Consider the following 22,027-nt stretch of genomic DNA (forward strand, 5'->3'; position numbering starts at 1 on the left):
TTCGTTTCGCAGCGAACACCTTAGTAATAGGCGTTTTCTTTCTGCGTGTGGTCGGTCACGTCGCGAACGCCTTTCAGCTCCGGGATGCGCTCGAGCAAGGTACGCTCGATGCCTTCCTTCAGCGTCACGTCGGCCTGGCCGCAGCCCTGGCAACCACCGCCGAACTGCAGGACAGCGATGCCGTCTTCGACCACGTCGATCAGGCTGACCTGACCGCCGTGGCTGGCCAGCCCCGGGTTGATCTCGGTTTGCAGATAGTAGTTGATGCGCTCGTTGACCGGGCTGTCAGCGTTGACCATCGGTACTTTGGCGTTTGGCGCCTTGATAGTCAGCTGGCCGCCCATGCGGTCGGTGGCGTAGTCGACAACGGCATCGTCCAGGAAGGCTTCGCTGAAGTGGTCGATGTACGCGGTGAAGCTTTTGAGCCCCAGCGCGGTGTCTTCGGGTTTTTCTTCGCCCGGCTTGCAGTAGGCAATGCAGGTTTCGGCGTACTGGGTGCCAGGCTGGGTGATGAAGACGCGGATGCCGATGCCCGGGGTGTTCTGCTTGGAGAGCAGATCAGCCAGATAATCGTGGGCGGCGTCAGTGATGGTAATAGCGGTCATGGAAACTCCTCGCAGGCTTGGGCGCAGTTTACGCCAATCAACGCGCCGGACAAAGTCCTAGTATTTTTGTCGGGAAAGATTCCTGACATTTCCCACAAGAGATCAGTGGTATTTCAGAGGTTCTCGTAGCGGTTCATGTCCAGCACGCCCTCTTCCACCGGATCGTTTTCCTGGATGTAGCGACTCAGGTCATGGAAATAAGCCCAGAATTGCGGATGACTGCGACGTACTCCCCAACGTTCGACGATTTTCTCGAAGCTGTCGGTGTCCTTGGCGCTTTCCATCGCATCCACAAACTCCGGCACTTGCCCGGCCGGGATGTTGAACATGAAGTTCGGGTAGCTACTGAGTACACCCGGGAAAATCGTCAGGGTGTCGAGTCCCGGCTGATAGCGCAGTGATTCACCGAGCAAAAACGCCACGTTGCTGTGGGCACGGTTACGCAACAGGCTATAGACCTCACGCTTGCCGCTGCTGGTTTCGATACGCAGCAGGGTGGCTTCCGGCAACTGATCGATGACCTTCAGCCCGGCAGCCGGACGCGAAGTCAGGCGGCTCAGCGCCTGCTCGGCATTTTGCAGGTCCGGGTCGATGTTCGGCCGCGAACAGTAAGCGCCGTCGCAGCGATTGATCGGGTCGGGCCTGGCATTGAGGTCGCCGTATCGGGCCAGTAACTGATTGGCAAAGTCACGCTTGGGATCAGCCGGGTTGAGTTTCAGCGCGGTCGGCGTGTCGTCATCGATGGTCTCGTAGTCGAGCCACATCTTGAATTTGCCACTATTCTGATACCAGTCGTCAAGGTAGCCATCCCGGGAATCGGCAGGCATCAGGCGCAGGAAGTTCTGCTCGGCGCCGTTGCGGATCAGGTCGAAATACAAGCGCGTCTGGGCTTGGTGGGACACGTTGCCGAACACATCGAAGTTCACCGCCAGTTGATAGTAGGTGCGCTCCAGCAGCGGATAGTCGAACAGCCATATCGTTTGCGGCACCTCGCCGATCAGGCCTTTGGTCACCGAAGCACTGTCGAAATGGCGGAAGATACTCAGCAGCGCATTGTCGTTACCGGCCCACAGGGTCGACCAGCTCGGTGCAGGTTCGTCGGCATAGCTGTCCCGGCGCAAGGCTTCGTATTCATTACGCTTGTCGCGGTAGTCGTGCCACAGGCTGAGGACGCTGCCGACATCATCGTTTTGCCCCGGCATCGCCAGCAACGGCGTGGCCTGCCCGCGATAGTTCGGATCGGTGACATACAGGTCGTGCTCGGGCGCCTGGAACAGCGCCCAGAAATTATCGCGGATCACGTCCGTGGCGATCTGACCACGACACACCGGCCCACGGATAAAGGTACGCACGAAGTACTCGGCGTTATCGAGCATGAACTGATAGCGCGCCTGGGCCGGAATCGCTTCGAAGGTGGCAAACGGATTGGCCCGGCTCTGTGGCCCATAGCCCGGCAACGCGTCGACCTGCCAATTGCCGCTGTAGAACAGGCTCTTGACCCGCGCCAGCTTCGCCGGACTCAGTGGATAGGTGATGTGGGTCTTGTGCACGATCACGCCCTGCACCGGCCACAAGCGATAGTAGAACTGCGTGCCCGGATCATCGTTCGGGCGACGGGTGTTGATCAGGTCAATCGGCTGGCCGGTGGGCGTGCGCGAACGCACCCACTGGAAGAAATGCCCAGGCTCGCCATCCTTGAAGTAGAGATGGGCGAGGAACCAGTGCTCGAACAGCCAGCGCCCCACCAGACTTTCCCGGGCGCCCGGCGAATTGAGCAGGTTTTCCCATTGCACCACCTCCAAGGTTTCCTTGGCGCTGGGCGCCAGCGCCTGCTGATCGATCGGCGCGCCTGCCGCCAGCCAGCGTTGCAGCGTCTGGTACTGCTGGTCGGTCAGGCCGGTCACTGCCAGCGGCATACCCTCCTTCGGATGCTTGGCGGCGTAGCCGTCGAACTCCCCGGGCATGGCGCACATGTTTTCCCGGTTCAGGCCCAGGACGATGTCCTCCGGCAGCTTCGCGTTGGGTTGCAACGGAGTTTTGTGGCCAAGCTCCAGCATCCGCGCCATCAGTGCAGCCTGGCTGCCCTGGGCATCGAGTACCGAATAAAAGCCTTTTTGCTGCCAGGCCTGTTTGCCGGAGGCGTCATAGAACAGTCGGGTCGGCGCAACGGCCTGGCGGCGGTCACCGTCGTAGACCGGGATTTTCGTCGCGCCCCGTGCCGCGCCCTCGCCGCTGCCCAGGTTGAGCTGACAGGCGGCGTCGTTGCAGGCGTGGCAGGCCACGCACTTTTCAGTGAAGATCGGTTGAATGTCGCGGCTGTATGAAATGGCAGAGGAAATCGCCGGACTTTGCGCCAGAGCGCCCCAGCTTAAAAACAACAACAATGTGCTGATGACGAAGCGATACGACATGTCCCTGGTCCTGAATCCTGAAAAAACGCCGCGATTCTACCGGTCTGTCATCCTTACCAACATGAACGATATTCATGCAAAATCGAGTCATGCTCTAAAAGCGCACAGGTTTGCTATCATCCCGGCCCTTCGTCATGGTCTTACCGAGTAGTCCAAATGTCCGATCGCAGCGTACGCCTTCAAGCTCTCAAGCACGCCCTCAAAGAGCGCATCCTGATTCTCGATGGCGGTATGGGCACGATGATCCAGAGCTACAAGCTCGAAGAGCAGGATTACCGTGGCAAACGCTTCGCTGACTGGCCAAGCGATGTCAAAGGCAACAACGACCTGTTGGTACTGACTCGCCCGGACGTGATTGGCGGCATTGAAAAAGCCTACCTGGACGCCGGCGCCGACATTCTGGAAACCAACACCTTCAACGCCACCCAGATCTCCCTGGCTGACTACGGCATGCAGGGCCTGGCGTATGAGTTAAACGTAGAAGGCGCACGCCTGGCGCGCAAGGTCGCCGACGCCAAGACCCTGGAAACCCCGGACCGACCACGCTTCGTCGCCGGCGTGCTCGGTCCTACAAGTCGCACCTGCTCGTTGTCACCGGACGTGAACAACCCCGGCTACCGCAACGTGACCTTCGATGAACTGGTGGAAAACTACACCGAGTCCACCAAAGGCCTGATCGAAGGCGGCGCCGATCTGATCCTGATCGAAACCATTTTCGACACCCTCAACGCCAAGGCGGCGATCTTCGCCGTCCAAGGCGTGTTCGAGGAACTGGGGATCGAGCTGCCGATCATGATTTCCGGCACCATCACCGACGCCTCGGGCCGCACGCTGTCGGGCCAGACCACTGAAGCCTTCTGGAACTCCGTGGCCCACGCCAAACCGATTTCCGTCGGCCTGAACTGCGCCCTCGGCGCCCGCGAATTGCGCCCGTACCTCGAAGAGCTGTCGAACAAGGCCAACACCCACGTTTCCGCGCACCCGAACGCCGGCCTGCCGAACGAGTTCGGCGAGTACGACGAATTGCCGTCGGAAACCGCCAAGGTCATCGAAGAATTCGCCCAAAGCGGCTTCCTCAACATCGTCGGCGGCTGCTGCGGCACCACACCGGACCACATCGAAGCCATCGCCAAGGCCGTGGCCGGTTATGCACCGCGGGAAATTCCGGACATTCCGAAAGCCTGCCGCCTCTCGGGCCTTGAGCCGTTCACCATCGATCGCAACTCGCTGTTCGTCAACGTCGGCGAGCGCACCAACATCACCGGTTCCGCCAAGTTCGCCCGCCTGATCCGCGAAGACAACTACACCGAAGCCCTGGAAGTCGCCCTGCAGCAGGTCGAAGCCGGTGCCCAGGTAATCGACATCAACATGGACGAAGGGATGCTCGATTCGAAGAAGGCCATGGTGACCTTCCTCAATCTGATTGCCGGCGAACCGGACATCTCCCGCGTACCGATCATGATCGACTCCTCCAAGTGGGAAGTGATCGAAGCCGGCCTCAAGTGCATCCAGGGCAAGGGCATCGTCAACTCGATCAGCATGAAAGAAGGCGTCGAGCAGTTCATCCATCACGCCAAGCTGTGCAAGCGCTACGGCGCCGCGGTGGTGGTGATGGCCTTCGACGAAGCCGGCCAGGCCGACACCGAAGCGCGCAAGAAGGAAATCTGCAAACGCTCCTACGACATTCTGGTCAACGAAGTGGACTTCCCGCCGGAAGACATCATCTTCGACCCGAACATCTTCGCCGTCGCCACCGGTATCGAAGAACACAACAACTACGCCGTCGATTTCATCAATGCCTGTGCCTACATCCGCGACGAACTGCCGTATGCGCTGACCTCCGGTGGCGTGTCCAACGTGTCGTTCTCGTTCCGTGGCAACAACCCGGTGCGCGAGGCAATTCACTCGGTGTTCCTGCTATACGCAATCCGCGCCGGCCTGACCATGGGTATCGTCAACGCCGGGCAACTGGAGATCTACGACCAGATCCCGGTGGAGCTGCGCGATGCCGTGGAAGACGTGATCCTCAACCGCACCCCGGAAGGCACCGACGCCCTCCTCGCCATCGCCGACAAGTACAAGGGCGACGGCAGCGTCAAGGAAGCCGAGACCGAAGAATGGCGCAACTGGGACGTCAACAAGCGTCTGGAGCACGCACTGGTCAAGGGCATCACCACCCACATCGTCGAAGACACCGAAGAATCGCGCCAGTCCTTCGCTCGCCCGATCGAAGTGATCGAAGGTCCGCTGATGGCCGGCATGAACATCGTCGGCGACCTGTTCGGTGCCGGCAAAATGTTCCTGCCGCAAGTGGTGAAATCCGCCCGCGTGATGAAGCAGGCCGTGGCCCACTTGATCCCGTTCATCGAACTGGAAAAAGGCGACAAGCCGCAAGCCAAGGGCAAGATCCTGATGGCGACCGTCAAAGGCGACGTGCACGACATCGGCAAGAACATCGTTGGCGTGGTGCTGGGCTGCAACGGCTATGACATCGTCGACCTCGGCGTGATGGTCCCGGCGGAGAAAATCCTCCAGGTGGCCAAGGAACAGAAGTGCGACATCATCGGCCTGTCCGGCCTGATCACCCCGTCGCTGGATGAGATGGTCCACGTCGCCCGCGAAATGCAGCGCCAGGACTTCCACCTGCCGTTGATGATCGGTGGCGCCACCACCTCCAAGGCGCACACGGCGGTGAAGATCGAGCCCAAGTACAGCAACGATGCGGTGATCTACGTCACCGACGCCTCCCGCGCCGTGGGCGTGGCGACGCAGTTGCTGTCCAAGGAGCTCAAGGCCGGTTTCGTCGAGAAAACCCGCCAGGATTACATCGAGGTTCGCGAGCGCACCGCCAACCGCAGCGCCCGCACCGAGCGCCTGAGCTATGGCGCGGCCATCGCCAAGAAGCCGCAATTCGACTGGGCGAGCTACACGCCGGTCAAACCGACTTTCACCGGCAGCCGGGTGCTGGACAACATCGACCTCAACGTTCTGGCCGAGTACATCGACTGGACGCCGTTCTTCATCTCCTGGGACCTGGCCGGCAAGTTCCCGCGCATCCTCCAGGACGAAGTGGTCGGCGAAGCTGCCACCTCGCTGTACAACGATGCCCGGGAAATGCTCAGCAAACTGATCGACGAGAAGCTGATCAGCGCCCGTGCGGTGTTCGGTTTCTGGCCAGCCAACCAGGTGCATGACGACGATATCGAGCTCTATGGCGATGACGGCAAGCCAATGGCCAAGCTGCATCACTTGCGCCAGCAGATCATCAAGACCGACGGCAAGCCGAACTTCTCCCTGGCCGACTTCGTCGCGCCCAAGGGCAGTGAAGTGACTGACTACGTGGGTGGATTCATCACCACCGCGGGGATCGGCGCCGAAGAAGTGGCCAAGGCTTACCAGGACGCCGGCGACGATTACAACTCGATCATGGTCAAGGCCCTGGCCGACCGCCTGGCCGAGGCCTGCGCCGAGTGGCTGCACCAGCAGGTGCGTAAGGACTACTGGGGTTATGCCAAGGATGAAACGCTGGATAACGAGGCACTGATCAAGGAACAGTACAGCGGTATCCGTCCGGCACCGGGCTACCCAGCCTGCCCGGACCACACCGAGAAAGCCCAGCTGTTCGCCCTGCTCGATCCAGAGGCCCAGGAAATGCGCGCAGGCCGCAGCGGCGTGTTCCTCACCGAGCACTACGCGATGTTCCCGGCGGCAGCGGTCAGCGGCTGGTACTTCGCTCACCCGCAGGCGCAATACTTTGCCGTGGGCAAGATCGACAAGGACCAGGTGCAGAGCTACACCTCGCGTAAAGGCCAGGAGTTGAGCGTGACCGAACGCTGGCTGGCGCCGAATCTGGGTTACGACAACTGAGTGACCCACTGTGGGAGCGAGCTTGCTCGCGATGGTCGTTAACGATAACGCGTGTTTACTGATTAAACACAGCGCTCTTGAGTCCATCGCGAGCAAGCTCGCTCCTACAGTAGTAATCCGGCGGCTGAGCCGGTCAAGGCAGCCGTCAGACTGTCGATGTCCAGAGCTGCGGTTCTTCACCTGCCAGCTCCGAGACCTCCTTGCGGGACAACTCGATCATCTTCGCGTTGCGCGCCGCCGCCAGTTCGAAAAGCTGACTCATGAATGCGGCATCATCGGCGCTCTCAACCCCATCATCTTCCCCTCCCTGGCTCTCCATCTCATCAAGTGCCCTGAACACTTCAGGGTATTTCTCCTTGAGATAACCCACCCAATAGTCGCGCTGGATCAAGTCTTCGAAAAACCCGTCGGACCGCTCCGCATTGACGACTTCCACGCGCGCGTTCGCCAGTTGTTGCCGCGTGACGCCCGAGGCATACGTCATGTGTTTCGGCTGACCCGGCAGGATCAGGCCGTCATCCCAGCCCTCCGTCAGGCCGATTCGATAGCCCAGGCGCACCTCGGCCTCATCCTCGCCGGAATGAGCCGCGGCCTTGGTCGCCAGATCATCGATCTTGTCCAGTCGAAACAGCTGCCTGGACAGTTTCAGCAGTGCTTCGCCCTTCACACTCAGGCCTCCAGGCGGAATGTCGAGCACGGCATTGTGGGTGAACACTTTGCTTTCCAGCCCGCTGAACGTGAGGATTCGCCCGTCGACGCAGGTGCCATGGGTACTCGAACTGGCGAACAGGACTTCCCGAAGCTCGCTGTTGCTGGCCGCGGCTTCCATCACTGTCCAGACCCGTCGCGTCAAGTCGGCATTGGCCACCCGAAACTCCCGGGTGTCCTGCAATCGCGAGAGCAAATGAAAGAACGCAGCATTGTCCGGCTCGGCCGCCAGCCGATTCCAGATTTCGCTTTTACCGGCCAGTTCCTCCGGGGGCATATTGGCTAGCCATGGGGTCTTTTGCGCGGAATCAGGCTCAACGTCAGGGAGTTCTTCATCCGACTCGACGCTGTCACTGTCGCCTTCGTCGTGAGCATCATCAAGTAACTCGTCGAGTTCAGCGCGCGAGAGCCCCAGCACGGTGTCGCGTGCTCCCGAGTCACGGTAAGCCCTCAAGCGTTCGAGGCTCTCAAGCGCCAGGTTGTTGTCGCTCAGATCGATGCCGATCATCAGGACGTTGTGATTGCCGTCCAGTGCCTGCGCCGGAACCGATGTGATGTCGTTACCACTCAGATTCAGGACTCTGAGGTGGGCGGCATCCAGCACACCGCCCGGCCATTGCGTCAGATTGTTATTGCGCAGATCGAGTGTCACCAGAGCATCGAAAACGTCGAGATCGAAGGAATCCAGTTCGTTGTAGCCCAGGTCAAGCCACTTCAGGCGTTCCAGATTGCTCAACGAGGCGTAGAGGTGCTCGGCATCGTCCAGCCGATTCGAAGACAGTTCCAGCCGCTCGAGCATCCCCATGTGCTGGACCGGCTCGGGTATTGCCTCCAGTCCATTGCCATTGAGTTCCAGGGTCTTGAGCCGGGTAAAGGCGGCGAGGAACCCGTCGGAGCCTGTCCGGGTCAGTTTTACACCGGTCAGGTTCAACCTGCCGACGTGCTCGAGTGTTGCCGACATCTCTGGGAGATCGCCCAGTTGCAGGCCGCTCAGATCCAATACTGCATTGGCAACACCCTCCACGCCGGTCAGGCCTTCGCGCCAGCATTCGAGGATGCGCAAGGCGCCCAGCCTGCGAATGCTTGAGGACGTCATCCAGCCTGTGCCGCGCACTCCCCGGGTAAAGATCCAGCCGTTCAACTGACGCGTAAGCGCTTCGAAGGTCTGTTCCCAACCGGCAAGGCGCTCGCTGATTTGCACCTCGGTCGCCCCGCGCTCGCGCATCTGTTCCAGCGCTTGCAAGGCTTCATCATCCGCCAGTGTCGGCTTCAAACGTTGCAGGCGCTTTGTGAGAACCTCGGCGCCGTCTCCCGCCGCAACCTCAGGCAGCGCCAGCAAATGCTGCGCAATGGAAAACCCACTATCGGACGGCGGGAAACCAAGCGGTATCGGCTCCATGGCGAACCGCTCCAGGGCACCCTCCGGCAGCACTCTGGCAACTTCTATCCGCTGCCAGGCGGTCTTGAGCATTGCGCCAGCCTGAGGTGTGAAGGGCGAACCGCCGAGATTGGTTTTGAGCAATACCTCATTTTCCAGCACAGCCACCGGCAGCTCGGAAATCTTGCTGTCGCGCAAATCCAGCCAGGTCAACTCCGGCAAGTCCTGGGCACCTGCCGGCCACTCCCGCAGCTCTGTCGCGCGCAGATTCAAGGCCTTGAGGCGAGTCATTGCGCTGACGTCCAAGGTGTTCACGGGATTGCTGCTCAGGTCCAAATATTCGAGTTTCTGCAACCCATCAATACCTTGCTGAACCCCTGAATCGACAACAATCGCGTTACTGGAGAGATCCAGCTGAGTCAATTTTCCGAGATCGTTGGGGCCGATGGGGATTTCGGTCAAGCCGCAACTACGCAAGTCGAGTGTTTGAAGTTCGGAAAACCCGCTGATAAAACCGCGAATCTGTGCTGCAGGCGCTTTACTCCCCCTCAAATATAGCGTTTTCACCTCTGGGAAAGCGCCGGCCGGCAGCTCGGGAAAACTACTCAGCCCCAGATTGGGCAAGTCGAGCACTGAGGCATTGGCTGTAGCGCCGTAACGCTTGAATACGCCGTTGCGCCAGCAGGCTCTCAGGGAGTTTGCCGCTAATGTCCGACCTGTCACTTCGTTGATCGCGGTTGGCAGTTTAAGCGCACGATAGGACCAGTCATTGAGGTTGCGATTGAGTACATGGTGTTGCTCACTCAAGGCTTCGATCGCCCCGTACCTCGCCTCGGCGTCCTGCCACTGCTCGACAAACCGATTGAACAAGGCCTCGTGATTCTCGTTGATGCCCTCGCCAAGGCGTCTCAACTCACCCTTGCTGTAATCCCTGACCATTTCCTCGAGATCAACAAGGTGTGGGGATTGCCTTTTGGCGTACTCATACGCTGGCCTGAAATTTTCACGAAGGACATTCGACCAGTCCAGCGACAGCCCGGACCAGAGCTTTTCATGTCCATTGAAAATGCCCTCGGGCAAGGTTCTGATTCCGGTGCCCTTGAGGTTCAATCGCTCAAGGCGCGGCAGTTCAAGAATCCCGGCGGGCCATTCAAACATCGGAAGTGCCAGCACATCCAGCCGGCGCAGATTGCGCAATTGGCTGACATCCAGCGCAATCGGCGTGAACCCCGAACAATAGACAGTGAGGTCCTCAAGCCTGGTCAGCGCGCTCAGCCTCGACGGCATGTCGACGGCGTAGGGAGCAGCTGAATACAGGCTCAGATCGGTGAGCTCCGGCATCGTGCCGATGGCCTCGGGCACATTGCTGAACTGGTTGCCCGTGGCGTTGATCCGCAGTCTTTTCAACCTGGGAAAATTGACCAACAGCGCATCGGCATTGGCGTCGGTGATGCACCTGCCCCGCACGTACAGATCACGCACATGGGAGAAATCCGCCGACAACGAAGGAAGCGCTTCGTCACAGGTCAGGTCAAGCAATGTGAAGCGCGCCTGCTCTGCGGCCAACGGCGAGTTGCGCCAGCTATCCTTGAGACTCTGCGCGACCGAGGCCTTACCGCCCAGCATGCGCTCCAGGGCAGAGCTCGGCGATGGCTCGCCAACCCATTGATCGAGCGTCGCTTCAAGCGTCTCCCACTCCCGCAGGCGGGTCTGCAACAAACCGTAAATCTGCGCGTCGGTTTTTCCTGCCCGCAACTGCGCCAGGACAAATCCGTTGGCCTGCTGGTCGGTCAGCGCCGGATAAACATTCCGAACCCGTATCGCCAGCGAAGGATTGATCCCTTGCCCGCGCCCGCTGGCGTAGTACCCCACCAACCGTTCATTGACCCGAACCGGAGGCTTGAACGTCGCCTTCTTGCCGGTGTGTGTCTCCAGGCCTTTCGCCAGCTCGCCACGATGGGTGACGGCATAATCGATGATTGCCATACGCAACTGGCCGCCCTGAGCCACATGGGGAACACCCAGCGCCTGGCGCGCCGAGTCGGGCAAGGCGTGCATGATCGACGGGTAAAAATTGTCACTGCTTCGGGGGATACCGTTGAGTTCCTCGCCGCGCTCATCGAACGCCTGGTAAGCCGGCCCTTTCTTGACCACATATTTGCGCGTGTCGGCAGCCTGACTGCCAATGCCATCGATCAGCGGCCCCTCGACGTGACCGTCGCGCACTTCCAGGCGCACGCCGTCGGACCAGCCCGGCAGCTTTTCCAGGGAATGCAGGGCGAGCCATCGGCTGTCCGCCGATGCCATACGCTCCAGAAGCAACCCGGCAAAGGCCTGGTTGACGCGCCCTTGCCGTGCATACCAGCGGCCCTCTTCAAGCATGTTCAAGGGAATCCGCCGCGTCGTTTGCCACCGTTCCAGCTCCTCGGCATTGGCATCGAGCAACACCCTGTTGGCAGCCGATTCACTCAGCCCCGGGCAAGCTCGCTGCAGCATCGCCACCGGCCCCTTGACCACCTCGGTGTTCCCCGGGCCAGCCTCGAACGCCGCCAACAACTCAGCCAGCCCGGGAGGTGGAGGCAGGCGATCGAGGTGCATCTTGCGCAAGGCATTGTCATGGGTACCGCTGGCATCGGCGATGGTAAGCAGTTGTTCGTCAGTCAGGGCCTCGGTCGCATGGCCCATGCGCCGCAACAAGGTCAGGCGATCCCACTCAAGAGGACGCTCCAGCGTATGGCGCCAGGCACCGTGGCCGTTGTGTTCGAGAATCGGCCGCCAGGCCCTGACATCGGACGGATGCTTGATGCGCCATTTCTTCAGCGAGGAATCAAAGGTGATCTCATACACCTTGCTCGCCTGGCGGATGTAAGTCTTGCGGTTCGCACGAAACTGGCCCAAAGCATTGGGGGCGATGTCATCGCCCAGTTCAACGTTGCACTCATAGGCCTTCAGGTCGGGTTTCCACAGCCGTGTCGCGCCATCGGGGTGCTTGATGGCGTCCAGCCCTTCGATCACGGGCTCCGGTGCAACCGGCGCGATCTTGCCGAGCACCTTGCCGGCCCCGGCCATCGCCGCGATCAACGCCAGGTTTTCTGCCACATCGATCAGGTGCGCCTTGGCAGCAACGCGATCCCCCTCACTCCATTCGATAACCCCTTCGAACGATTCGTACAGCAATTGCCCGGCCATTACCGTCAGCATGATCTCGCCCAGCACCGGTACGAACATCGACACCATGTTCAAGCCCAGCATGCCGATTTCCAGCAGGTGATTGAGCTTTGCCGCCCGAACCTTCGCATCGACCTCAGCAGTCGGGACGGCATGGCTGCGCGCATCGGCGATGACCTTGGCGCAGTTTTGCTCGTAGAGATAAGTCCACAGATCGGTGTTGGCAGACCAGATTCCGGCTACGCCATTACGCGTCGTACCCATTGGGTCGAGGTAAGGATCTTCCACCGGTTCGCGCTTGCCCTGGGCTTCAGGGGGCAGCTCCTTGATACCGACGAACGTGGAGATCGGAGGAATGTACCGGGCGACCTTGACCCAGATGGAGTGCAACGGATCGCTCGGAGAATCCGCGGCCTTGCGGGTGAACTGGCTGAAGTAGTAAGGGCGGTCGGCGTAAGCCACGAACTGACTGAAAAAGCGCTGGTGTGCGGTCGGCCTGCCATCGCTTGCAGACCGTGAATTGCCGGCCGTGAACTGGCGCTTGAATTCGTCACGCAGCTGCGCCGAGGTGTAGCGCTTGAGCGGATGTTCGGGATCATGGGGGATGTAGACGATGAAATCGCTGGTGTAGCGATACTGCTCGCTGATGCTGAACACCACGCAGCCGGTCATCCGACGCTTCATCAGGATGAGATCGCGAAACCAGACCTGTCTGTCGCCCATCCGGGGATGGACTTCCCCGCCAATGATCGAAAGGATCATCGTGTAATCTTGCGGTTCGATGTCCTTTTTCAACAACGCCAGGTCGGCTGCGGCCCTCATTGCGGTTTTCTGGCTGTCGATGAATTGCTCGCGCAGGTTGGCTTCCGCCCGCGTATCGGCTGGCTGGAAAAAACCGCTCACGAAGGTTTGATACTGCGCTCCGATGTCCAGCGATCGGCACAGCGACAAGAACTGCCTGACCGTCATGCCCAGCGCAACATCCTTGAACGTACCGGGGGTCGGCGTTTCGACGACGAACCCTGAACCACGGTGAAAGGCCCCTTCTTCACACTCCGAGGCCTCGAAGTTGTGCAATCCCGCCTGGAGCAAGGAAAGCTTCAACACCTCGAAAGACGAGATTTCGATATCGAACACGCCAGCCTCCAGGGGGCGCCGCAAGCACACCCAGGTCTTGTTGACGTCGACGTCGATCGAGAACCTGTCCTTGAGAGCCTTGGCCAATATCGGCCCGGAGAATGTTTCGGCGTCGTGCAGCGTGGACATTGTCTGGTCCAGCCGGGTCTGCGAAATAAAACTGGCGTTGAAACTTGCCCTCAGTGCCTGCTGTTGCGCGCCGGATGCATGCACGTACCAGTCAGGCAGGCGTGTTGCGCTATCTTTGATTGCGGCGCGCCTTGTGGAGGTCGCGTTGATCAACCAGTCGGGGGTCATGCGTTCAAGCGATTCACTGTGCATGCTGCTTTTCCCTGGCAGCAACGGCTTCGACTCTGAACCTTCGATAGGCGACTGCACCTTCGACGTCGGGGGCGAAGTGCGAGATGAAATACTCATACTGTCTCTCCTGGTAAATGGAGCGACAGAACACCACCCCAGGCCTGGACACCTGCGGTACATAGTTACCGCAAGTTCAAAAAGGCGAGACAACGCGTTTCAGTCAGCCACGGCACGAATCGGCAGATTGGCTATGCTGTGAGGACTAACCTTCAGGCGAGGGATTTATGGACGATCCGGCCAACAACAAACCACCGACCTTCTGGCAAATGCTGCACAGCATCATGGCAGCGGCGTTCGGGGTGCAGAGCGGGAAGAACCGGGCCCGTGATTTCACTCACGGCAAGCCGAGTCATTTCGTGATTCTGGGGATTGTGTTCACGGCGGTGTTTGCATTGATGCTGTTCGGCATCGTCAAGCTGGTGCTGCTTCTGGCCGGGGTTTGATGCGACTCAGTGCATCAGGGTTTGCAGGGTGAACGGGTAACGCCAGGACGCGGGACGTCCCTTGGCCGAGAGTTTGTGAAAGTCCACGCCGAAGTCCTGCGCCGTGCCCATCGCCAGCAGTCGTTTGGCCTGTGTCCGATCGATCAGTTGCAACGACCGAATCTGTTGGTCACGGCCGCCGTACTGACTGAAGTCCACGCCTTCATCGTAATCATGCAATTGCACCAGCGCCCAACCACCCAGACTGAAGTGCCCGCCCAGCAAGACACTCAGGCGATGGTCCAGCAGTGCCTGCAACGCGGCGGGTGAAGTGTTGATCGCGCCGAACAACGCGCCTTTGCCTGGCACACCTCCCGCTTCGACATACGCCTGCATCACACCGAACGCCATTTCGTCATTCGCGGCCCAGACCAGCGACGTCTGCGGGTAGCGCTTGAACAACAACCGGGCCTGCTCATAGGCACGCTGCCGGGTCCAGCCGCCGTACACCAACTGCCGCAAACGCACTTCCGGATGCTCGGCCAAGGCGCGCCGCAAGCCCTTCTCGCGAAACTGCGCGGACGGGGTGATCTTCAAACCGGAAAAAGCCAGCAAATCGATGGTCTGGCCGGGGGCCACCGGGCCGTGCTGTCGGATCAGTTCCTTGAGCATCAGGTAGCCGCCCTCCTCGTCATTGGGCACCAGGCTGCCGAGCAAATCGGGGTACTTGTCAGGTTGGGCACCGATCAGTTTCGTCTGATCCGGGGTCAGGGCATTGTTGACCATGAACAGCTTCACACCACTGTCTTTGGCCAGCCGCAGGATTTCGGGGGCGATGTATTGCTCGTTGACGAAGACCAGGTAGTCGGGACGATGGTAGCCCTGAAGGGCTTCGCGAGCCTGGCGGAGGGTGTTTTCGGAGACGCGGTCGGAATACTGGATGCGCAAGTCCATCCCCAGGTCGGTCGCCGCGGCCTGCATGAACTGCGAGTAACTCACCCAAAAAGCTTCCGTGGGGGTTCCCGGGTTCAGGAACAGCACTGACGCCGCCTGGGCACAGGGTCCCACGACCATGCCAAGCGCCAGTAATACGCCACACAGAAACTTCAACATTGGTCGTCCGAGCCCCCGGAAATTCGCGGTGCATTATAGCCAGCGAACGTCCGTAAAACGGCGACTTTTCCGGTTTTTGTCAGACAATCGTCGGAACCGGGCCCGGACGGGGTCGCTTACTGATGACTGACCCAGAAAACCGCCGTCCCCACGACCAGAATGATCAGGAACAAAATTGCCCATGCATCAACGGTGCTATCGCTTTTCCGTGCTTTGGTTGGGTTGCTCATTGCATCGCCTCTTGTCGGTTTTATCGGTGATTGCATAAAGACTCGAGCAGAGTAAAGACGACGATTGCCCGCATCACAAACAGGGTCTTTGCAACAACGATTCTCATTAGGCGATTTGGTTCTTTACATATGCTCAAACATCACTTTTACGCATAAACGCAAACTGGTATCTTGCCCCGGCTCCGTAGGGAGTGCGCGGCCGTGCGCGCAGAATTGCCGAGGTTTTATCGGACGCCAGCAAGCCAAAAAAACGCCGCTGTTTCCGACCGGCCCAAGCCTGAGAACAGGACTTATATGTACGTATACGACGAATACGATCAGCGGATCATCGAGGACCGCGTCAAGCAGTTCCGTGATCAGACCCGACGCTATCTGGCAGGCGAGCTGAGCGAAGAAGAATTCCGCCCCCTGCGCCTGCAAAATGGTCTTTATATCCAGCGTTTCGCGCCGATGTTGCGAGTCGCCGTGCCTTACGGCCAACTGACTTCGCGCCAGATGCGAATGATGGCCAAAATTGCCCGCGACTACGACAAGGGCTACGCCCACATCAGTACCCGGCAGAACGTGCAGTTCAACTGGCCGGCCGTGGAAGACATTCCGGACATTCTCGCTGAGCTGGCCACCGTGCAGATGCACGCGATCCAGACCAGCGGCAACTGCCTGCGCAACGTCACCACCGACCAGTTTGCCGGTGTCGCCGCCGACGAGCTGATCGACCCGCGCCCATGGTGCGAGATCGTCCGCCAGTGGACCACGTTCCACCCGGAATTCGCCTACCTGCCGCGCAAATTCAAGATCGCCGTCAACGGTTCGACTTCCGACCGCGCCGCCATCGAAGTCCATGACATCGGCCTTGAGCCGGTGCACAACGCCGCTGGCGAACTGGGCTTCCGTGTCCTGGTCGGCGGTGGCCTGGGCCGTACGCCGGTGGTCGGTGCATTCATCAATGAATTCCTGCCGTGGCAAGACCTGTTGAGCTACCTCGACGCCATCCTGCGGGTCTACAACCGCTATGGCCGTCGCGACAACAAGTACAAGGCGCGGATCAAGATCCTGGTCAAAGCGCTGACGCCTGAAGTCTTCGCGCAGAAAGTCGATGCGGAAATGGAGCACCTTCGCGGTGGCCAGACCACGCTGACCGAAGCCGAAGTGCAGCGCGTCGCCAAGCATTTCGTCGACCCGGACTACAAGGCCCTGGAAAACCAGGCCGCCGCCCTGGCCGAGCTCGACCAGCAGCATCCGGGCTTCGCCCGTTGGCGCGTACGCAATACCCTGGCCCACAAGAAGCCGGGCTATGTGGCCGTGACCTTGTCCCTGAAGCCTACCGGCGTTGCACCGGGCGACATCACTGACAAACAGCTCGACGCCGTGGCCGATCTGGCCGACCGTTACAGCTTCGGTCAACTGCGCACCTCCCACGAGCAGAACATCATCCTGGCCGACGTCGAGCAGGACAAACTGTTCGCCATGTGGGGCGAGCTGCGCGAGCAAGGCTTCGCCACGCCGAATATCGGCCTGCTGACCGACATCATCTGCTGCCCGGGCGGCGACTTCTGCTCCCTGGCCAACGCCAAGTCGATCCCGATCGCCGAATCGATCCAGCGCCGTTTCGACGACCTGGACTACCTGTTCGACATCGGCGAACTGGACCTGAACATCTCCGGTTGCATGAACGCCTGTGGTCACCACCACGTCGGCCACATCGGCATCCTCGGGGTGGACAAGAAAGGCGAAGAGTTCTATCAGGTTTCCCTCGGCGGCAGCGCCAGCCGTGACGCCAGCCTGGGCAAGATCCTCGGCCCGTCCTTTGCCCAGGAAGCCATGCCTGACGTGATCGAAAAGCTGATCGACGTGTACATCGAACAACGTACCGAAGACGAGCGCTTCATCGACACCTATCAGCGTATTGGCATCGACCTCTTCAAGGAGCGTGTCTATGCAGCGAATCATTAAGAACAACGAGGTCGTCGACGAGACCTGGCACCTGCTGCCCAAGGATTTCAACATCGACGAGATCAGCAACTGCGACGACCTCATCGTGCCGTTGCAGCTGTGGCGCGAACACAGCCGCATGCTCCTGGCCCGTGATGGCGGCCTGGGCATCTGGCTGGACGCCGATGAAGAAGCCGAGGAAATCGGTGAAGACGTGGCGCAGTTCCAGGTCATCGCCCTGAACTTCCCGGCATTCACCGATGGCCGCAACTACTCCAACGCCCGCCTGCTGCGTGACCGTTACGGTTTCAAGGGCGAATTGCGGGCCATTGGCGACGTGCTGCGTGACCAGTTGTTCTACATGCATCGCTGTGGTTTCGACGCGTTCGCCATTCGCGCCGACAAAGACCCGCACGAAGCCCTTGAAGGCCTCAAGGACTTCTCGGTGTCCTATCAGGCAGCTACCGACGAACCGCTACCGTTGTTCCGTCGCCGCTGACCGTCACGCCTTGAACCCCGGCCCGGGGTTCAAGGCGTTTTACCCTGCCCGCTAAAACACCGGATAATCGGCCAGCGGCATCGGCCGCCCCATGGCGACCCAATCGCGGTACAACCGGACTCGATCCTCCAGCACCACGAACAACCGGAACGGATTCTGCGCATCGGCCATCCGCGTTTCGACGCACTGACGCAACCAACCCCACAACTCTTCTGACGTATCCGCCTCGTGGAGCAAGCGCCAAACGCGTGCCTGTAGCGACCGATAGCCAACCTTAAAATCCGCCGTCAGGCGCAATCCGTCCATGACCCGGAGCAACGTACTGCCCGATGGCTTGACGGCCAATCGTTGCCAGATCTGTTGCCGCGCCTCGCGCACGCTTTCTTCGCCCTCCTCCAGCCAGGGCGTCGCACTGCCGTAATCGGCACCCGGCTCACTCAGCCACAGATTGATACCGGTGCGCTCTCGATGATCGACCAGGCGCAATAACGTCTCTTCATCCGTCAGCGGATTACCCCACAGTTTCACCCGGTCCCGGGAGACCGCCTGACTCAGTATCGCGTAGGGAACACGGCTGATCCGGTTGCCACGTAAATCGAGCGAGGTGAGGTACGGCTGATCGGCTATGCCAATCGGGCAATGGCTGATCCCGGTGTTTCTCAGGTTCAATACACGCAACTCATCCAACCCCAATACCACGGGCGGGACAGTCAAAGGGTTGTCACTCAGATCCAGCGCTTGCAAGCTCACCAGATCACGAAATTGCGAAGCCGTGTTCTCCTGAAGCTGAAGAAAGGTTGAACTCAGGTTGAGCGTTGTGAGTCGAGTCATTTGCCGAACCGGTGCAGGCAATACCCCCTCCAGCACATCGTCTGCATTGAGCCGACGCAGGTCGACACGCTCCAGGTTCAGGGAGTGCAGATTGGGAAAGCTTTCGAGAAAATCGTTAAGGCTCTCGCGCTCGATAAGGTGCAGCCCCTGCATCGATAGCTCGACGACTTCATTGAAGCGAATGCTCATTGTCGGCAAGCGATGGAAGTCCTCGTACCCCAGGTCCAGCCTGTAACCGCAGAACACCTCGCCAGACATGACTCTATTGCTCTGGGGCGGGCATTTTTGCCAGATGCTCATCAGCTCGTCGCCCAGTTCAATTCGCGTTTCACGCTCGTAATCGATCACGGTTTGCAGCAGTTCGACATTGTACGCCGCCACCTGCTGAGGACTCATGCCCGCGGCATCATCATCGCCCACAGCGAGAAAATCCACGTCCATGTCATCGACATCCAGCACGGCCTGGTCGACCCAGTGGCGCAGATCGGCATGCAATTGCTGCATCTCGAGAATCAGGCGATCCACCAGCGCTTGCGCCCCGGCACCCGCGTTAATAAGCAACTCATCCGCCTGGGCCTCGGTGAAATCCGGATACAGATCCTTGACCTGCAGACGCATGACTCCGTGAGTCAGCGCTGCGGCCTGTGGCGTGTTCGGAAAGCCGCCGCCGCGCAATCCCCTGGCGTCGAAGGGCAACCGCGAATCCATTCGATCCAGGCCGAGTATCAGTTCGGAGCGGGACAAGGCGTGCCCGCCAATACGCAGGCGCAACTGGCTGGCCGTGTCGGGCGAGTTTAGCGACATCGCCGCGCGTTCCTCCCCTGACAATAGATCGACCAGCGCGGCAAACAGATCCGAACCCTCGCCGTCGGTAGCCGCCACCGTGGCATACCGATAGCGATCACCGACCTTGATCAAGCGCCGGCAATCCACCGAATCGAGCGGGCCGCAACGGTCCAGGCCCCGGCCACTGATTGACCCGTCGAGCACTTCGATGCGCAAGCCTTTCGGCCAACCGGGCAGGCGCTCCAGGGAATGCAACGCCAGCACATCGGAATCGGGATGGCTGACCGAACGCAAGTACAGCCCCTCATAGGCCCGGTTGAGTCGTACATGTTGCTGATACTCGCGTGCCTTGTTGTCCAGGCGCTTGAACAGTTGCAGCGCCTCGTCAGCATCGACGGGCCGATCGATGTCGACCCCCGAACGGTCGAGGATCTGCTCTACGGCACCTTTCGGCAAACCCTGGTATTCGCGCTGAAACAGGCGAATCCAATCCTGGTCCGAGTGTTGGAGCGCCTGATAGCGGGCATTGAACAGTCCGGCCCGTGCTTGCGGATCGGCGACGGCCTCGAGTTCCTGATCGAGCTTGAAGCGAGTGATGGTGTCGGCAAGCGACGGCGTCGGCGCGCGGCCGATCTGCATCAGACGCAGCATATCGTCGTCGACCGTACTGATCCGGGCGATCTGCGCCAATATCTCATCACTGAAGGCAGCAAGCGGTGCGCAAACGCCACGCATCAACTCCACACGTGTCGACACCGGTGCCGAAACCGATCCGGGTGTGGGCTCGGCCGGCGCTCCGGGATGCGGCTCGTTCCCGGGCTCCCCCGGCTCGTGCAGCGTTCCGGCGATTTTTTCTTCGCCCTTGAGTACCGCCACCGCCCCGGCCAACGGGAGCGCATTGAGCAAGCCGAACACCGTGCGCGTCACGCCCTCGGAGCGCTGCTCCGGTGTTTTACCGTTGATGGCCTGATCGAGGCCATAACCGGCGTCGATCAGCCCGGCCAGCACCAGGACGCCCTCACCTCCTGGAATGAACAATGCCAAAGGCCCCAGCCGATTGATCCACTGCACAAGCGGTTCCACCACCGCGCTCAGGTTGTCGCGATTGACCTGGGCATCGTCACGGATGGTTTTGACGCTGGCCATGGAGGCCTGCTTCATGGTCAGCACCAGCTGCGCGAAGGGATCGGTGTCGGTCGGCGCACGCTCAAGGTCGATGTAGTCCTGCGGGTCCCAGAAACCGTCGTTGTTGAAGAACCCCGCGTTCTTTTTCAGCCAGTGTTCCTTCGGGTAAACCGCCATGCCCTCCAACGCCGTCAACACGCCCGCATGGAAGGTGCCGTCTTCACGATCGTCCTCGGCAAAATGCGCGACTAGCGCTTGCCGTGTGGCGGCAACCCTGCCTTGGGCCACGATCCATTGGCGCAGGTGCTGCAAGTCGGCGAATTCATGCAAGGGTGAGGAGTTACCGGGAATATTCAACAAGACCCGGCCGCTGTGACGGTGGCGGTAACACCAGATATCGTCCGAGGTGTAACGATAGATCGTCAGCCGACCGACTTCGATCGGCGCACTGACGCGAGTGGGCGCCTGCACCTGATCGATGGTCAACGCACTCCAGGCCTGCTCCGTTGGCAATCCGGCGGCCTGCATGGCCAGGGCCAGGCCTTCCTGACTCAAACTGCCCTCCTGATGTTGCAGGCAGGCGCTCATGATAAAGGCGGCCTTGGCCGAGGTTCTCAGGTCGTAAGGCTGCGCCTGGACGATTCGTTTATCGGAGGGCCAGGCGCGATCCAGGTAAGCCTGATAGAGGGTTTGCAGATCCAGTTCCCACACCCACTGTTTGAACGCCGCTGGCCTGAGGTCAATTTGCGTTGCCGGCCCATACACCTGGGGCGTGGTCTGGCGATAGATACCTTCATAGGTATGGTGATTGCCATTGCCGTGGTCGGCGAATTCATCGACATGCTCCACGATGCGAATGGACGGGCCGACATCAGGCGGTGTGAACAAGCCCAATATGCTTTCGGCAAAACGCCCGTCACCGACGGTCTGGTAGTTCGCCAGCAACGCCTGCACCAGGGTTTGTGTGCTTGCCACCTGGCCTTGCTCGATGCCGTCCTGCGGCGGGTGCCCGCGGTAGCGGTAATCCAGGGTGACCAACAGGGCGTTTTGCGGGTCGATGTCTTGCCCCCATTTTTCCTTGATCAACTGCGCACTGAACTGCTCGGGAGACTGCGGTAAAGCCGCGCTCACCACAGATTTCAGTGTTTCGCGCAACGGCTCAGGTTCGGAATGAAGCGGTGTCTGATGGTCAATCATGTGCATTCCATGGCAACTGTTTTTGGAACACCAACATAACCAGCCACGGCGTTGCCGAAAGCAGGAACGGTCGCCTGCTGCCGACAGAGATTTCGCCGGGCCGTGGAGGACATCGGGCAAGCATTAGCAGGCAATCGGCATAGGGGACGGCCTTCATAGACCGTACCCCTGCCACACCACCCGGCATGCGGGTCCGCACCGGGCGGTTCGAGGGATTGAGGTCAGGAGAGACGTGGAAGTCCCAAGCGATCAAACCAC

10 protein-coding genes are annotated in these 22,027 nt (G+C 60.1%); 4 read left to right on the forward strand and 6 right to left on the reverse strand.

Annotated features, from left to right (window positions below):
- Window positions 1-20: 20 nt before the first annotated feature.
- Entirely contained in the window at window positions 21-605 is a 585-nt protein-coding gene (gene nfuA, locus KGA85_RS31045) for a Fe-S biogenesis protein NfuA (RefSeq protein ID WP_007912592.1), read from the reverse strand.
- Window positions 606-718: 113 nt separating this feature from the next.
- Window positions 719-3,016, reverse strand: coding sequence for a fatty acid cis/trans isomerase (locus tag KGA85_RS31050; protein WP_223532078.1), 2,298 nt, complete (start codon window positions 3,014-3,016; stop codon window positions 719-721).
- Window positions 3,017-3,172: 156 nt separating this feature from the next.
- Here KGA85_RS31050 and metH point away from each other — a divergent pair, with 156 nt between their 5' ends.
- A complete protein-coding gene (gene metH, locus KGA85_RS31055) occupies window positions 3,173-6,883 on the forward strand; it encodes a methionine synthase (protein WP_223543639.1) in 3,711 nt (1,236 codons plus the stop codon).
- Window positions 6,884-7,028: 145 nt separating this feature from the next.
- Here metH and KGA85_RS31060 read toward each other — a convergent pair whose 3' ends face one another.
- Window positions 7,029-13,595 carry an NEL-type E3 ubiquitin ligase domain-containing protein gene (locus tag KGA85_RS31060; RefSeq protein WP_223460940.1) on the reverse strand — a complete coding sequence of 2,189 codons (6,567 nt, stop codon included), beginning with the start codon at window positions 13,593-13,595 and terminating at the stop codon, window positions 7,029-7,031.
- 263 nt (window positions 13,596-13,858) lie between these two features.
- Between KGA85_RS31060 and KGA85_RS31065 the strand changes: the two genes are divergently transcribed.
- Complete coding sequence (locus KGA85_RS31065) at window positions 13,859-14,077, forward strand: DUF2970 domain-containing protein (protein ID WP_223460938.1); 219 nt, start codon at window positions 13,859-13,861, stop codon at window positions 14,075-14,077.
- 6 nt (window positions 14,078-14,083) lie between these two features.
- On the opposite strand, the gene KGA85_RS31070 is transcribed toward KGA85_RS31065, so the two are convergent.
- A complete protein-coding gene (locus KGA85_RS31070; protein ID WP_223460937.1) occupies window positions 14,084-15,169 on the reverse strand; it encodes an ABC transporter substrate-binding protein in 1,086 nt (361 codons plus the stop codon).
- 524 nt (window positions 15,170-15,693) lie between these two features.
- Between KGA85_RS31070 and KGA85_RS31075 the strand changes: the two genes are divergently transcribed.
- Both KGA85_RS31075 and KGA85_RS31080 read left to right on the forward strand, forming a co-directional pair.
- On the forward strand, window positions 15,694-17,352 hold the full coding sequence (locus KGA85_RS31075; RefSeq protein WP_008050678.1) for a nitrite/sulfite reductase: 1,659 nt from the start codon (window positions 15,694-15,696) through the stop codon (window positions 17,350-17,352).
- A complete protein-coding gene (locus KGA85_RS31080) occupies window positions 17,336-17,830 on the forward strand; it encodes a DUF934 domain-containing protein (RefSeq protein ID WP_150723618.1) in 495 nt (164 codons plus the stop codon). The genes KGA85_RS31075 and KGA85_RS31080 overlap by 17 nt, the downstream gene beginning before the upstream one ends.
- Before the next feature lie 51 nt (window positions 17,831-17,881).
- Here the strand turns inward: KGA85_RS31080 and KGA85_RS31085 are convergent, their stop codons facing one another.
- Together KGA85_RS31085 and KGA85_RS31090 are read right to left on the reverse strand one after the other, a co-directional pair.
- A complete protein-coding gene (locus KGA85_RS31085; RefSeq protein WP_223460935.1) occupies window positions 17,882-21,769 on the reverse strand; it encodes a dermonecrotic toxin domain-containing protein in 3,888 nt (1,295 codons plus the stop codon).
- On the reverse strand, window positions 21,762-22,027 hold a 266-nt coding region (locus KGA85_RS31090; protein WP_223543640.1), incomplete at its 5' end, for a hypothetical protein. The genes KGA85_RS31090 and KGA85_RS31085, both read right to left, overlap by 8 nt.

It is taken from the genome of Pseudomonas sp. GL-B-12 (assembly GCF_019955895.1).
In the GTDB taxonomy this organism is placed as follows: domain Bacteria; phylum Pseudomonadota; class Gammaproteobacteria; order Pseudomonadales; family Pseudomonadaceae; genus Aquipseudomonas.